This is a genomic window from Streptomyces sp. NPDC037273 (assembly GCF_055603625.1).
On sequence record NZ_JBVJVO010000010.1, the window covers coordinates 51466 to 65286 of the forward strand.

Sequence of the window (13821 nt, forward strand, 5' to 3'; positions counted from 1 at the left end):
CTCCCCCCCCCCCCTTTCCCCCCTCCCCCCCCCCCCCCCCCCACCACCCCCCCCCCCCCCCCCCCCCCCCCCCCCCCCCCCCCCCCCCCCCCGGGGGCGTGGCGCGGGGGTCAGGAACTGACCGCGTCGCGGAGCGGGGTGAGGTCCAGCTGCTCGGTCTCGTCGTGGGCCGTGAGGTCGATGACCTGGCCGATGGCGCGCGGGGGCGCGGCGGCCGGGGTCAGCGCGGCGGCGGAGGTCTCGGTGGCGAGGACCTCCTCGCCCACGACGTCGGCGAGGTCGGCGTGCTGGACGGCCTCGATCGCGGCGGCGGCCGCCTTCTGCGTACCGAAGAAGTCGAAGCCGCCTTCGGGGCGCGGGACGGGCCTGCGGGCCGCGTAGGGGACGATCGCGCTCGCGGTGGGCACGGCGGGGAGCGCCGTGGCGGCGGGCGCGGGCTCGGTCCCGGCCTCGGCGCCGCCCGCGGGGAGCGCGAGGGCCGGCGTGGAGCCGGTGGCCGTCGCGCGGGTGTGTTCGGCGGTGGCGGCCGCGTGCTTGCCCTGCGGTTCCTCGGTCTCGCGGGCGCGCTCGGCGAGGTCGCGGGCGCGGGCGGCCTCGGTGGTGCGGCGGGCCTGCTGGGCGGCGGCGTTGCGCGGGAGGTCGCGGAGGGCCTGGGCGGCGCGGCGGTAGGCCTCGGGGGTCGGGGTGGCGCCGGCCGCGGGCAGGGCCTTGGTCTCGGTCTCCCGGGCGAGGACGCGCTGTCCTTCGAGGGCGCTGGCGCGCTCGGTCTCCGCGGTGGCGTACCGGCGGAGCAGGTCGGCGTGTTCGCCGCGCAGCCCGGCGAGCTCGACGCGCTTGGCGCGGAGCTTGGTGTCGAGCTTGGCGCGCAGGGCGCGGGACTCGTCGAGGTCGGACTCCAGCTCGGCGAGCCGCTCCTCGGCCTTCCACTGGTCGGCGGCGCGGGCCCGGTCGAGCTCGGCGACGCGCAGTCCGGCGCTCCGGTCCCAGCCGCGCATGAGGACGGCGCCGGTGACGGCCGCGGCCGCCGCCGCGGCGGCGAGCAGCCGGACGACCACCAGGTCGCCGGGCAGCCAGGCGGCCGCGGCGCACACGACCGCGGCGCCGGCGACCGCGGACGGCGGCAGCAGCTTGTGCAGAGGCGGGGAATGGCGGTGGCGTCCACGTGGCATGGCCTGAAATTTACCGTGCGTAGGCGCCATGTGGGGTCTCGGCCCGGCAATCTCTTGGCCACTTCTCGCCATGAGAAGTGGATATCAACCGTTCCGGTTCCGTTTCGATCCGACTCCCCTCAGCCGTGGACTACTTGTCGACCAGCCCCTTCTCCGCGAGATAGGCCTTGGCGACGTCCTCGGGCTTCGCCCGCTCGGCATCCACCTTGCGGTTGAGTTCGGCGAGATCCGCTGTGGTCAGCACCTTGGTGAGACGGTCGAGCGCGGCGGCGATGTCCGGGGAACCGGCGTCCTTCGCGTTGACCACGGGCAGCACGTTGTCCGCGTTCTGCAGGTGCTTGTCGTCGGTGAGGAACACCAGGCCGTAGCCGTCGACGGTGGCGTCCGTCGTGGTGGTCAGCACCAGCTGGTCGACGCCGTCCTTGACCGCCTGCTTGGCCTGCGGGGTGCCGACGCCCTTGGGGTCGATCCCGGTCACGTCGATCCCGTACGTCTTCTTCAGACCGGGCGCGCAGAACGGCCGCACCGCGCATTCGTCACCGGCCGCGATCTTCACCTTCAGCTTGGAGCGGCCGAGATCGGAAAGGGTCGTCAGCTTGTTCTTCGCAGCGAATTCCTTGGTGACCGCGAAGGCGTTCTGATCGACGGCCTCGCCGACCGCGAGCACCTTCAGTCCACGCGGTTCCGCGAGCTTCCGCAGCGCCTCCACCGTCGCCGCCGCGTCACCCGAGGCGACCGGCTTCTCCTCGGGCGCCTTCGGCCCGTTCACCTTCGCGTTGAGGAATTCCGCGATCGTCGCCGCGTATTCCGGTACGACGTCGATCTCCCCCTTCTCCAGGGAGGGCTCGTACAGTTCGCGGTTCTTCACCGTCGTGATGGACACCGAGTAACCGGCGGCTTCGAGCGACTGGGCGTACAGCTCGGCGAGGACCTTGGCCTCGGTGAACGCCGCCGCGCCGACCACCAGCGAGCCCTTGCCCGCGCCGTCGCCACCGCCGGAGCCGGAACCCGAGCTTCCGGGGTCCTTCTTGCTGCCCTCCAGGCTTTCGCCGCCGCACGCGGCCAGGGCGACGGTCAGCGCCGTCGTACCGAGCACCGCTCCCGCGATACGCGAGATCCTGTTCACCGAATCACCCATCTCAGTTCGTTCGTTCAGCCGTCGAGTCTTCGCGCCCGCGCCGGCCCCGCGAGCAGTCGGTCCGCGCCCACCAGGAGCCCCTCCACCAGGAGGGCGAGCAGTGCCACGAGCACGGCGCCCGCGACCACCCGCGCGGTGTCGTACGTGGCGAAGCCGGCCGTGATGATCCGGCCGAGGCCGCCCTGGCCGACCATCGCCGCCACCGTCGCCGTGGCCACCACCTGCACCGCGGCCGAGCGCACCCCGGTCATCACCACCGGTCTGGCCAGCGGCAGTTCGACCCGGCGGAAGAGCTGGCCGCCGGTCATCCCCATGCCGCGCGCGGCCCGCACGGCGGCCCGGTCGACCTCCCGCACCCCCACGTACGCGTTGGTGAGGAGCGGGGGTATCGCGAAGAGCACCAGGGCCACGACGGTCGGCACATAGCCGGCGTTCCGCAGGGGCGAGACCATGAACAGGGCGAGCACCGCGAAGACGGGGACCGCCCGCCCCACGTTGGACACGTTCACCGCGAGCGCCCCGCCCCGGCCGAGGTGGCCGAGCCAGAGGCCGAGCGGCAGCGCGAGCGCCGCGGCGATCAGGAGCGCCGCCCCGCTCACGTACACGTGCTCGGCGAGCCGCTGCCCGATGCCCTCCTCGCCCGTCCAGTGCGCGCCGGTGGTGAGCCAGCCCCAGGCATCCGTCACGACCCCCATCTCACTCACCCCCCGGCGCGGTCCGTATCCGGGTCCACGGCGTGAGCAGCCGCTGGAGGCCCAGGAGCAGCAGGTCGGCGGTGACGGCGAGCAGGACGCACAGCACGGAGGCGGCGAGCATCTGCGCCTTGAAGAAGGTCGGCAGCGCGTCCTCGATGAGATTGCCGAGGCCGCCGCGGCCGACGACCGAACCGACGGTGGTCAGCGCGATCGTGGAGACCGTCGCCATGCGGATGCCGGCCATCAGCACCGGGAGCGCCAGCGGGAGTTCCACCTGCCAGAGCAGCCGCCACGAGCCGTACCCCATGCCGCGGGCGGCCTCCCGGGTCTCGGCGGGCACCGCGGCGAGTCCCGCCAGCGTGTTCCGCACGAGGATCGTCAGGGCGTACAGCACGAGGCCGGTGACCACGAGCGCGGCGGAGAGTCCGAAGAAGGGCAGCAGCAGGGAGAACATGGCGAGCGACGGCACCGTGTAGAGCAGGGTGGTCAGGCCGAGGACCGGGCCGGCGAACCGGGGCCTGGCCCGCACGAGCAGCGCGAGGGGCACCGAGACCGCCAGGGCGATCAGGACGGACGCCACCGTGATGCCCACGTGCTGGAGCAGAGCGTCCGTCAGCTCCTCGCCGCGCGTGCGCAGATACTCCCCGCAGATCCAGTCGTTCGTGACCAGACAGTTCGGCGCGCTCATCGTCCCTCCCCCCGGGCCGTCCTCCCGAACGCTTGTCTGACGACCCTAACCCCCGCCACCGACAATCCGCCGAACCCGCCACCATGCGGCAACACGGCCTTCACACAACCCCGGCACCCAGGGGCCAGAATGGGGAACCATGATCCGGTTCGAGCACGTGACCAAGCGCTACGACGACGGCACCACCGCCGTCGACGACCTCTCCTTCGAGGTCGCCGAGGGCGAACTCGTCACCCTGGTCGGCCCGTCGGGCTGCGGCAAGACGACCACGATGATGATGGTGAACCGGCTCGTCGAACCGACCTCGGGCCGCGTCCTCGTCGACGGCGAGGACGTCTCCGGCGTCGACGCGGTCGCCCTGCGCCGCAAGATCGGCTACGTCATCCAGCAGGTCGGCCTCTTCCCGCACCGCACGGTCCTCGACAACACCGCGACCGTCCCCGCCCTCCTCGGCTGGAAGAAGGCCGCCGCACGCGCGCGTGCCGCCGAACTCCTCGACCTCGTCGGCCTCGACCCGGCCGTGTACGGCTCCCGCTACCCCGCCCAGCTCTCCGGCGGGCAGCGCCAGCGCGTCGGGGTCGCCCGCGCGCTCGCCGCCGACCCGCCCGTCCTCCTCATGGACGAGCCCTTCGGCGCCGTCGACCCGGTCGTCCGCGAGCGCCTCCAGAACGAGTTCCTCGCCCTCCAGGCCACGGTCCGCAAGACCGTCCTGCTCGTCACCCACGACATCGAGGAAGCCGTCCGCATGGGCGACCGCATGGCCGTCTACGGGCAGGGCCGCATCGAGCAGTTCGACGCCCCCGCCACCGTCCTCGGCTCCCCCGCCACCCCGTACGTCGCGGACTTCGTCGGCAGCGACCGGGGCCTCAAGCGGCTCGCCGTCACCCCCGTCACCGAGGCCGACCTCGACCCCGTGGCCGGCCCCGCGAAGGAGGACGGCACCCGCGTACCGGTCGGCACCTCCCTGAAGGACGCCCTCTCCGTGCTCCTCCAGCACGACACCGGCCGCCTGACGGTCACCGGCCCCGACGGCGAGCCCCTCGGCGTCCTCACCCCGTCCGGCGTCCACCGCGCCCTGCGCAGGGCGACGGCCGAGTAGGGCCCCCGCGGGGCTCAGGCGCCGGTGAGCTTGCCGCTCATCCAGACCATTCCCGGCGGGATCTCCCGGTTCCAGGTGCTGAAGTTGTGGCCGCCGCTCTCCAGCGTGATGGAGGAGACCCGCGCGGGGCTCTTCACCTTCCTGACGAACTCCAGGGTGTCCCGGCGGTTCCCCTCGCCCTGCTTGGACGTCGTCACCAGGAAGGACGACTTCCCCTGCGGCAGGTGGTCCAGGCTCCACAGCAGGTCGGCGCGCTTGCGCAGGGCGTCGTCGCCGTGGAAGAGGTCACCCGTGGTCACGTCCTCGGCCGCCCGGTAGTACGCGGAGAAGCCCGCCCCCGCGGCGAACCGGTCCGGGTGGTGCAGCGCGATCTTCAGGGCGCAGTACGCCCCCGTCGAGTTCCCCATGAAGCCCCAGTTCCGGGGCTTGGTCCCCACCCGGTACGACTCCGAGACCGCCTTCGGCAGGTCCTTCGCGAAGAAGGTCTCCGTCTGCGGACCGCCGGGGACGTCCACGCACTCGGTGTCCCGCGGCGGCGCCACCGTCGGGCGGAGCATGACCAGGATCATCGGCTGCATCTTCCCCTCCTTGGCCTGGAGGGAGGCCGTCCTGGGGTACTTGAGGCCCTTGATCAGGTTCTCCGCCGTGCCCGGGTAGCCGGTGAGCACCACCGAGGCGGGGAAACGCTTCTTCGCGTACCGCTCCTGGAAGTACTCCGGCGGCAGGTAGACATAGGCCGGCGAGGTGATCCCGGACCGCTCGCCCGCGATCACCACCTTCTGTATCTGCCCGCCGACCTCGGGACGGGCGCCGCCCGGCACGTCGACCCGCTGCTTGCCCACCACCCGCAGGTCCTTCGAGCCGGGCGAGTGGTCGACGACCACGCCCATGTCCTGCTCCTGCCCGAAGAGGTCGGCCCAGGAGCCGTAGAAGAGGAAGGAACGGTTCGCCGCGAGCCCCACCGCCGCGAACAGCGCCAGCTGCGTCGCGAGCAGCAATCCCACCCGCCCCACCACCGACCGCCACCCGCGCCGCGCGAGCCGCGGCCACCACAGCACCGTGACGAGGAACAGCACCACGGCCAGCGCCACGGCCAGCACGAGGACCTTGCTACTGGTGAGCCCCATGAGACGACCGAGCCTTCTTTCCCGAAGAATTTCCTGTGAACCGATGAACCCGGCCCCGTGCGACGCCGTCCTAGAAGGCGCACCAGCCGGATGGGCCCGCCGAACGCGCCGCGAGGCCCGGCCGGGAGTCAGAGACCCTCGCGGAACCACGGGAAGCACGGGAAGCCATGTCTGTCACGGTAGATGGGGATAAATCCGGAATGGTTCCGGCTCGCGTACGCCGGATTCTCCGCGGCCCCCGCCCCGAGAAGGTCCCCGGCCTCATCGGCACGGCCTGCACCCTCATCGGCCTCATCGACATCGCGGCCGGGGTCTTCCCCCGCTTCCGCGCCAGCCGCATGCACGCCGTCGCCGAGGTCCTCCCCGGCACCCTCGGCCCCCTCTCCGCCGCGCTCTCCCTCAGCGCCGGCGTCCTCCTGCTGCTCCTCGCCCACGGCCTCAAGCGGCACAAGCGCCGCGCCTGGCGCGCCGCCGTCGTCCTACTGCCGCTCGGCGGCCTGGCGCAGTTCGTCTGGCGCCACTCGATCTGCGGCGCCGTCCTCTCCCTCGCGCTCCTCGCGCTCCTGATCCGGCACCGCGACCAGTTCTCCGCCCTCCCCGACCCCCGCAGCCGCTGGCGGGCCCTCGCCAACTTCGTCGTCATGGGCGCCGGCTCCATCGCCCTCGGCCTCGTCATCGTCAGCGCCCACCCGCGCCGCGTCATCGGCGACCCCAGCCTCGCCGACCGCCTCGAACACGTCCTGTACGGACTCTTCGGCGTCGAGGGCCCCGTCGGCTACACCAAGGGCGTCGACTGGACCGTCGGCTACTCCCTCGGCGCCCTCGGCATGCTCACCGCCCTCACCACCATCTACCTGGCCTTCCGGCCCGAGCACCCGGCCGCCCGCCTCACCGACGACGACGAGACCCGGCTGCGCGCCCTCCTCGACCAGCACGGCGGCCGCGACTCCCTCGGCCACTTCGCGCTCCGCCGCGACAAGGGCGTCGTCTTCTCCCCCAGCGGCAAGGCCGCCGTCTGCTACCGCGTCGTCTCCGGCGTCATGCTCGCCAGCGGCGACCCCATCGGCGACGTCGAAGCCTGGCCCGGCGCCATCGAACGCTTCATGGACGAGGCCAAGGCCCATTCCTGGACCCCCGCCGTCATGGGCTGCTCCGAGACCGGCGGCCAGGTCTGGACCCGCGAGACCGGCCTCGACGCCCTCGAACTCGGCGACGAGGCGGTCGTCGACGTCGCCGACTTCTCCCTCTCCGGCCGCGCCATGCGCAACGTCCGCCAGATGGTCAAGCGCATCGAGCGCAACGGCTACACCACCCAGGTCCGCCGCGTCCGCGACCTCGACGACGCCGAACTCGCCCGCGTCCGCAACGCCGCCGCCGACTGGCGCGGCACCGACACCGAACGCGGCTTCTCCATGGCCCTCGGCCGCATCGGCGCCCCCGGCGACGGTGACGCGGTGATAGCGACCGCCCACAAGACCGACGAGGACACCGACGCCGACTCCCCCTACGGCGACCTCAAGGCGATCATCCACTTCGTCCCCTGGGGCCCCGACGGCATGTCGCTCGAACTCATGCGCCGCGACCGCTCCGCCGACCCCGGCATGAACGAACTCCTCATCGTCGCCGCCCTCCAGGCCTCCCCCGCCCTCGGCATCCACCGCGTCTCCCTCAACTTCGCGATGTTCCGCTCCGCCCTCGCCCGCGGCGAGAAGATCGGCGCGGGACCCGTCCTGCGCGTCTGGCGCGGGCTCCTCGTCTTCCTCTCCCGCTGGTTCCAGATCGAGTCGCTCTACAAGTTCAACGCCAAGTTCCGGCCACGCTGGGAACCCCGCTTCGTCGTCTACCGCACCAGCCGCGACCTGCCCCGCATCGGCTTCGCCGCCATGCAGGCCGAAGGCTTCGTCAGCCTCTCCCTGCCCCGGCCCTTCGCCCGCCGGCGCCCCGCACCCGCCCCCCGGCCCTGCGCCCACATCGTCCCCGCCCAGACGGCCGAACGCGAGGTCCAGGTGGCCTGACCGGAGCCACCGCCCCGGCCGCCCCCGGACTCCGCGCGGCCTGAACTCACCCCTGGGCCCTACGCTGGACACATGAGTACGACGATCGACCGGGGTACCGCCCGGGGCCTGCCGGAGTGGGACCGCTGCGCGGTCATGGGCGTGGTCAACGTGACCCCCGACTCCTTCTCCGACGGCGGCCGCTGGTTCGACACCACGGCCGCCGTCAAACACGGCCTCGACCTCGTCGCCCAGGGCGCCGACCTCGTCGACGTCGGCGGCGAGTCCACCCGCCCCGGCGCCACCCGCGTCGACGAGGAGGAAGAGCTCCGCCGCGTCGTCCCCGTCGTCCGCGGCCTCGCCGCCGAAGGCGTCACCGTCTCCGTCGACACCATGCGCGCCCGCGTCGCCGCCCGCGCCGTCGAAGCCGGCGCCGTCCTCGTCAACGACGTCAGCGGCGGCCTCGCCGACCCCGCCATGATCCCCGCCGTCGCCGCCGCCGAAGTCCCCTTCGTCGTCATGCACTGGCGCGGCTTCAGCAAGGACATGAACAGCCTCGCCGTGTACGAGGACGTCGTCGGCGAAGTCGTCTCGGAACTCCGCACCCGCCTGGAGGCCGTCGTCGACGGCGGCATCGACCCCGAACGGGTCGTCGTCGACCCGGGCCTCGGCTTCGCCAAGCTCGCCGCCCACGACCTCGCCCTGGTCGCCCACCTCCCCGAGCTGCGCGCCCTCGGCCGGCCCCTCCTCGTCGCCGCCTCCCGCAAGCGCTTCCTCGGCCATGTCCTCACCCGCGAGGGCGCCGCCCCGCCCCCGGCCCGCGAACGGGACGCCGCCACCGCCGCCGTCTCCGCCCTCGCCGCCCACGCGGGCGCGTGGGCCGTCCGCGTCCACGAGGTCCGCGCCACCGCCGACGCCGTACGGGTCGCCCGGGCCGTCGAGGGAGCCGCGTGACCCGCGGCGCGGACGAAGCCGCCGTCGAGGCCGTCAACACCGCCTTCTACGAGGCCATGGAGTCCGGCGACTTCGAGACCGTCTCCGGCCTCTGGCTCGACGACGGCGCCACCCCCATCAGCTGCGTCCACCCCGGCTGGCCCGTCCTCACCGGCCGCGGCGAGGTGCTCCGCTCGTACGCCCTGATCATGGCGAACACCGAGTACATCCAGTTCTTCCTCACCGACCTGGAGATCTCCCTCGCCGGCGACACCGCCCTGGTCACCTGCACCGAGAACATCCTCAGCGGCGGCCCCGCCGAGGACGGCGCCGAGCTCGGCCCCCTCGTCGGCCAGCTGGTCGTCGCCACCAACGCCTTCCGGCGCACCCCCGAGGGCTGGCGGATCTGGTCCCACCACGCCTCCCCCGTCCTCACCGACGACGCCGTCGACGCCCCCGAACGGCCCTCCCCGGACGACACCGAACCCCCTTCCTGACCCGCCCACGGCCCCCGAGGGCAAGCGCTGTCGGTCCCCGCAGGTAGATTCGAGAGTGGACACCCGGCCGTCCGCACCCGGCTGCGTGGCCACCCGAACTACGACAGCAGGAGTGATTCGCGTGGATCGTGTCGCGCTGCGCGGCCTCAAGGCCCGAGGCCACCACGGCGTCTTCCCCAAGGAGCGCGAGGAGGGCCAGACCTTCATCGTGGACCTGGTCCTCGGCCTGGACACCCGCCCCGCGGCGGCCGACGACGACCTGGCGAAGACCGTGCACTACGGCATCGTCGCCGAGGAAGTCGTCGACGTCGTCCAGGGCGAACCCGTCGACCTCATCGAAACCCTCGCCGAGCGCATCGCCCAGCAGTGCCTCAGCCACGCCGGGGTCCAGGAGGTGGAAGTCGTCGTCCACAAGCCGGACGCACCCATCACCGTGCCCTTCGACGACGTCACCATCACGATCACCCGGAGCCGACGATGAAGCCGACGCAGAGCGACCCCACCGTCCAGCCCGTGCCGGCCTCCGTCGTCGCGACCGTCGACGCCGCCGACTCGACCCTCTCCAACCCGCGCTGGGCCGTCCTCGCCCTCGGCGCCAACCTCGGCAACCGCCTGGAGACCCTCCAGGGGGCCGTCGACGCCCTCGCGGACACCCCCGGCCTCCGGGTCAAGGCGGTCTCCCCGGTCTACGAGACGGAGCCCTGGGGCGTCGAGCCCGGCAGCCAGCCCTCGTACCTCAACGCCGTGGCGGTCGTCCGCACCACCCTGCCGCCCAGCTCCCTCCTGGAGCGCGCGCAGGCCGTCGAGGAGGCCTTCCACCGCGTCCGCGAGGAGCGCTGGGGCGCCCGCACCCTGGACGTCGACATCATCACGTACGCCGACGTCGTCTCCGAGGACCCCGTCCTCACCCTCCCGCACCCCCGCGCCCACGAGCGCGCCTTCGTCCTCGCCCCCTGGCACGACGTCGACCCCGAGGCCCAGCTCCCCGGCCGCGGCACGGTCGCCGCGCTCCTCGCCGCCCTCGGCCGCGAAGGCGTCACTCCCCGTGCCGACCTGGAACTCCGTCTCCCGGAGTAGTCGTTACGCTCGTGCCAGACCGCCCCAGCGACGACACGAAGGACATCCGGTGAAACAACTGCGGCTGAAAGTGCTCACCGGACTGTTCCTCGTGGCCGGCATCCTCTCCTGGGGCGCCGCCCGGCTCTGGGACTCGGTCGGCACCCTCCCCAGCGTGCCGATCGCCGCACCCATCGTCCTCGCCGTGATCGCCGTCATCCTCACCGCGACGGCCCTCTCCCTCCGCGCCCGCCTCAAGGCCCAGCGCGAGCGCCGCCCCGGCGCCAAGGGCGTCGAACCCCTCATGGCGGCCCGCGCCGTCGTCTTCGGCCAGGCCAGCGCCCTCGTCGCCGCCCTCGTCGCCGGCATGTACGGCGGCACCGGCGTCTTCCTCCTCGGCTCCCTCGACCTCCCCGCCCGCCGCGACCAGGCCCTCTACGCCGGCCTGGCCGTCGCCACCGGCATCGCCGTCATCGCCGCCGCCCTCTTCCTCGAACGGGTCTGCAAGCTCCCCGAAGACCCCGAGAACGGCGAAGGCCCGGGCAAGGCCCGGGCCTGATCCACTCCGCCGCCGTGGCGCGTCAGCGCGCCATGATGAGGCTCATCGCCTCGGCGCGGGTCGCCGGGTCCCGCAGCTGGCCGCGGACGGCCGACGTGATGGTCTTGGCGCCCGGCTTCCGGATGCCGCGCATCGACATGCACATGTGCTCGCACTCGAAGACCACGATCACACCGCGCGGCTCCAGGATCTCCATCAGCGAGTCCGCCACCTGAGTGGTCAGCCGCTCCTGCACCTGGGGACGGCGGGCGTAGACGTCCACGAGCCGGGCCAGCTTCGACAGACCGGTGATCTTGCCCGTGGTGGACGGGATGTACCCGACGTGGGCGACCCCGCGGAACGGCACGAGGTGGTGCTCGCAGGTCGAGTACACCTCGATGTCCTTGACCAGCACCATCTCGTCGTGGCCGAGGTCGAACGTGGTCGTCAGGACGTCCTCGGGCTGCTGCCACAGACCCGCGAATATCTCCTTGTACGCCCGGGCCACGCGCCCCGGCGTCTCACGCAGGCCCTCGCGGTCCGGGTCCTCGCCGACGGCGATGAGCAGTTCGCGGACGGCGGCCTCGGCGCGCTTCTCGTCGAACTCGCCGATCGTGCCCTCGCCGTCCAGGGTCACCGGGTCGGTCATCTCTGTGCCTCGTTCCGTCTGACTGATGTGCGCGAAAAGCCGCGCCCCCACAGGCTAAAACCTGTGGGGGCGCGGCAGCCATTCCGGGGTGGGGCGGTCAGTCCTCGGGGGTGTCCACCGGGGCGATGTCGATGCCCTTGGTGGTGTCGACCGCCGGGGTCGCCGTGCCGTTGGCGCTGTTCGTCAGGGCGAGCTCCTTGGGGGAGAGCACCGGCGGACGCGTCGAGGGCGTACGGCGGGAGGAGCCGGTCCACGCCGGGCGGGCCGGACGCTTGACGATGGGGGCGAAGATCTCGGCGATCTCCTCCTTGCCCAGCGTCTCCTTCTCCAGGAGGGCGAGGACCAGGTTGTCGAGGACGTCACGGTTCTCGACGAGGATCTCCCAGGCCTCGTTGTGCGCGGTCTCGATGAGCTTCTTGACCTCTTCGTCGACCAGCGCCGCGACCTCTTCCGAGTAGTCGCGCTGGTGCGCCATCTCGCGGCCGAGGAACGGCTCCGTGTTGTCGCCGCCGAACTTGATGGCGCCGAGCCGCTCGGTCATGCCGTACTGGGTGACCATCGCGCGGGCCGTGCCGGTGGCCTTCTCGATGTCGTTCGCCGCGCCCGTGGTCGGGTCGTGGAAGACGAGCTCCTCGGCCGCGCGCCCGCCCAGCATGTACGCCAGCTGGTCGAGCATCTCGTTGCGCGTGGTCGAGTACTTGTCCTCTTCCGGGAGCACCATCGTGTAGCCCAGGGCGCGGCCGCGGGACAGGATGGTGATCTTGTGGACGGGGTCAGCGTTCGGCGAGGCCGCCGCGACGAGGGCGTGGCCGCCCTCGTGGTACGCGGTGATCTTCTTCTCCTTGTCCGACATGATCCGGGTCCGCTTCTGCGGGCCCGCGACCACACGGTCGATCGCCTCGTCCAGAGCCTTGTTGTCGATCAGCTTCTGGTCGCTGCGGGCGGTGAGGAGCGCCGCCTCGTTGAGGACGTTGGACAGGTCGGCACCGGTGAAGCCGGGGGTGCGACGGGCGACGGCGCCGAGGTCGACGTCCGGGGCGACCGGCTTGCCCTTCTGGTGGACCTTGAGGATCTCCAGACGGCCCTGCATGTCCGGGCGGTCGACGGCGATCTGCCGGTCGAAGCGGCCGGGGCGCAGGAGGGCCGGGTCCAGGATGTCGGGGCGGTTGGTCGCCGCGATCAGGATGACGCCGCCCTTGACGTCGAAGCCGTCCATCTCGACGAGCAGCTGGTTGAGGGTCTGCTCGCGCTCGTCGTGACCGCCGCCGAGGCCGGCGCCGCGGTGGCGTCCGACGGCGTCGATCTCGTCGACGAAGACGATGGCGGGCGCGTTCGCCTTGGCCTGCTCGAAGAGGTCGCGGACGCGGGAGGCGCCGACACCGACGAACATCTCGACGAAGTCGGAGCCGGAGATCGAGTAGAACGGCACGCCGGCCTCACCGGCGACGGCGCGCGCGAGGAGCGTCTTGCCGGTTCCGGGCGGGCCGTAGAGCAGGACGCCCTTGGGGATCTTGGCACCGACGGCCTGGAACTTCGCGGGCTCCTGGAGGAACTCCTTGATCTCGTGGAGTTCCTCGACGGCCTCGTCGGAGCCGGCGACGTCGGCGAAGGTCGTCTTCGGGGTGTCCTTGGTGATGAGCTTCGCCTTGGACTTGCCGAACTGCATGACGCGGGAGCCGCCGCCCTGCATCTGGTTCATCAGGAAGAGGAAGACGACGACGATCAGGACGAAGGGGAGGAGCGAGAGCAGGATCGAGACGAAGGGCGACTGCTTCGTCGGGGAGACGGTGTAGCCCTTCTCGATCTGCCCGGCCTCGAACTTCTCCTGAAGCTTGTCGGCGATGTCCACGCCCTGGCTGCCGATGTAGCTGGCCTGGACCTTGCTGCTCTTGTCGATCTTCTGGCCGTCGACGAGCTCGATCTTGATGATCGCGTCGTCGCCGGTGGTGATCTTTGCCTGCTTGACCTGGTTCTTGTCGATCGCCTGGACGACCTTGCCGGTGTCCACCGTCTTGTAGCCCTCGGACGAGCCGACGACCTGCATCAGCACGACCACGGCGAGGACGGCCAGCACGATCCACATGACCGGCCCACGGAAGTATCGCTTCACGTCCATCCATACGGAGCGAGAACGCCCCGTCCCTCCTGCCCGTAGGAAAATGCTGCTGTGAGAGCTGCTGTATGAAAAAGCTGTTCTTCGGACGGTACCTCAGCATCGTCGCCCGCGACCGCCTTCCC

Annotated in this window: 14 protein-coding genes; 7 read left to right on the forward strand and 7 right to left on the reverse strand. The window is 72.0% G+C overall.

Going from position 1 to position 13821, the window contains the following annotated elements; all coding sequences use genetic code 11:
- Positions 1-110 precede the first annotated feature (110 nt).
- From ACZ7G1_RS25060 to ACZ7G1_RS25075, 4 genes are all read right to left on the reverse strand, one after another.
- On the reverse strand, positions 111-1169 hold the full coding sequence (locus ACZ7G1_RS25060) for a hypothetical protein (RefSeq protein WP_470875938.1): 1059 nt from the start codon (positions 1167-1169) through the stop codon (positions 111-113).
- Between the two features lie 130 nt (positions 1170-1299).
- Positions 1300-2307, reverse strand: coding sequence for an ABC transporter substrate-binding protein (locus ACZ7G1_RS25065; protein WP_470875940.1), 1008 nt, complete (start codon positions 2305-2307; stop codon positions 1300-1302).
- 14 nt (positions 2308-2321) lie between these two features.
- Positions 2322-3002, reverse strand: a complete 681-nt coding sequence (locus ACZ7G1_RS25070; RefSeq protein WP_470875942.1) for an ABC transporter permease — start codon at positions 3000-3002, stop codon at positions 2322-2324.
- A gap of 1 nt (position 3003) precedes the next feature.
- Positions 3004-3690: an ABC transporter permease gene (locus ACZ7G1_RS25075; RefSeq protein ID WP_470875944.1), complete on the reverse strand. Its 687-nt coding sequence runs from the start codon at positions 3688-3690 to the stop codon at positions 3004-3006.
- 139 nt (positions 3691-3829) lie between these two features.
- Between ACZ7G1_RS25075 and ACZ7G1_RS25080 the strand changes: the two genes are divergently transcribed.
- A complete protein-coding gene (locus ACZ7G1_RS25080) occupies positions 3830-4789 on the forward strand; it encodes an ABC transporter ATP-binding protein (protein ID WP_470875946.1) in 960 nt (319 codons plus the stop codon).
- A 14-nt stretch (positions 4790-4803) separates the two neighbouring features.
- On the opposite strand, the gene ACZ7G1_RS25085 is transcribed toward ACZ7G1_RS25080, so the two are convergent.
- Positions 4804-5916 carry an alpha/beta hydrolase gene (locus tag ACZ7G1_RS25085; protein WP_470875948.1) on the reverse strand — a complete coding sequence of 371 codons (1113 nt, stop codon included), beginning with the start codon at positions 5914-5916 and terminating at the stop codon, positions 4804-4806.
- Between the two features lie 200 nt (positions 5917-6116).
- On the opposite strand from ACZ7G1_RS25085, the gene ACZ7G1_RS25090 reads away from it, so the two are divergent.
- The 6 genes from ACZ7G1_RS25090 to ACZ7G1_RS25115 all read left to right on the forward strand — a co-directional run bounded on the left by ACZ7G1_RS25090 (position 6117) and on the right by ACZ7G1_RS25115 (position 10955).
- On the forward strand, positions 6117-7931 hold the full coding sequence (locus tag ACZ7G1_RS25090) for a phosphatidylglycerol lysyltransferase domain-containing protein (protein WP_470875950.1): 1815 nt from the start codon (positions 6117-6119) through the stop codon (positions 7929-7931).
- A 72-nt stretch (positions 7932-8003) separates the two neighbouring features.
- The gene (gene folP, locus ACZ7G1_RS25095; protein ID WP_470875952.1) at positions 8004-8864 is read left to right on the forward strand and encodes a dihydropteroate synthase; all 861 of its coding nucleotides are present in this window, start codon (positions 8004-8006) and stop codon (positions 8862-8864) included.
- 56 nt (positions 8865-8920) lie between these two features.
- Positions 8921-9340 (forward strand): nuclear transport factor 2 family protein, encoded by a 420-nt coding sequence (locus ACZ7G1_RS25100; protein ID WP_470876308.1) that lies wholly within the window; start codon positions 8921-8923, stop codon positions 9338-9340.
- Positions 9341-9461: 121 nt separating this feature from the next.
- The gene (gene folB / locus ACZ7G1_RS25105) at positions 9462-9821 is read left to right on the forward strand and encodes a dihydroneopterin aldolase (protein WP_017240053.1); all 360 of its coding nucleotides are present in this window, start codon (positions 9462-9464) and stop codon (positions 9819-9821) included.
- Positions 9818-10417: a 2-amino-4-hydroxy-6-hydroxymethyldihydropteridine diphosphokinase gene (gene folK, locus ACZ7G1_RS25110; protein ID WP_470875955.1), complete on the forward strand. Its 600-nt coding sequence runs from the start codon at positions 9818-9820 to the stop codon at positions 10415-10417. Before folB ends, folK begins: the two co-directional genes overlap by 4 nt.
- A 49-nt stretch (positions 10418-10466) precedes the next feature.
- A complete protein-coding gene (locus ACZ7G1_RS25115; protein WP_470875957.1) occupies positions 10467-10955 on the forward strand; it encodes a DUF3180 domain-containing protein in 489 nt (162 codons plus the stop codon).
- A 22-nt stretch (positions 10956-10977) separates the two neighbouring features.
- Here the strand turns inward: ACZ7G1_RS25115 and folE are convergent, their stop codons facing one another.
- The gene (folE, locus tag ACZ7G1_RS25120) at positions 10978-11583 is read right to left on the reverse strand and encodes a GTP cyclohydrolase I FolE (protein ID WP_470875959.1); all 606 of its coding nucleotides are present in this window, start codon (positions 11581-11583) and stop codon (positions 10978-10980) included.
- Between the two features lie 97 nt (positions 11584-11680).
- On the reverse strand, positions 11681-13699 hold the full coding sequence (ftsH, locus tag ACZ7G1_RS25125) for an ATP-dependent zinc metalloprotease FtsH (protein WP_470875961.1): 2019 nt from the start codon (positions 13697-13699) through the stop codon (positions 11681-11683).
- Between the last annotated feature and the right edge of the window lie 122 nt (positions 13700-13821).

Bases quoted from the DNA above. Each gene is read 5' to 3' on its own strand.
- ACZ7G1_RS25060 (WP_470875938.1), bottom strand. From the start codon at position 1,169: ATGCCACGTGGACGCCACCGCCATTCCCCGCCTCTGCACAAGCTGCTG.
- ACZ7G1_RS25065 (WP_470875940.1), bottom strand. From the start codon at position 2,307: ATGGGTGATTCGGTGAACAGGATCTCGCGTATCGCGGGAGCGGTGCTC.
- ACZ7G1_RS25070 (WP_470875942.1), bottom strand. From the start codon at position 3,002: ATGGGGGTCGTGACGGATGCCTGGGGCTGGCTCACCACCGGCGCGCAC.
- ACZ7G1_RS25075 (WP_470875944.1), bottom strand. From the start codon at position 3,690: ATGAGCGCGCCGAACTGTCTGGTCACGAACGACTGGATCTGCGGGGAG.
- ACZ7G1_RS25080 (WP_470875946.1), top strand. From the start codon at position 3,830: ATGATCCGGTTCGAGCACGTGACCAAGCGCTACGACGACGGCACCACC.
- ACZ7G1_RS25085 (WP_470875948.1), bottom strand. From the start codon at position 5,916: ATGGGGCTCACCAGTAGCAAGGTCCTCGTGCTGGCCGTGGCGCTGGCC.
- ACZ7G1_RS25090 (WP_470875950.1), top strand. From the start codon at position 6,117: ATGGTTCCGGCTCGCGTACGCCGGATTCTCCGCGGCCCCCGCCCCGAG.
- folP (WP_470875952.1), top strand. From the start codon at position 8,004: ATGAGTACGACGATCGACCGGGGTACCGCCCGGGGCCTGCCGGAGTGG.
- ACZ7G1_RS25100 (WP_470876308.1), top strand. From the start codon at position 8,921: ATGGAGTCCGGCGACTTCGAGACCGTCTCCGGCCTCTGGCTCGACGAC.
- folK (WP_470875955.1), top strand. From the start codon at position 9,818: ATGAAGCCGACGCAGAGCGACCCCACCGTCCAGCCCGTGCCGGCCTCC.
- folE (WP_470875959.1), bottom strand. From the start codon at position 11,583: ATGACCGACCCGGTGACCCTGGACGGCGAGGGCACGATCGGCGAGTTC.
- ftsH (WP_470875961.1), bottom strand. From the start codon at position 13,699: ATGGACGTGAAGCGATACTTCCGTGGGCCGGTCATGTGGATCGTGCTG.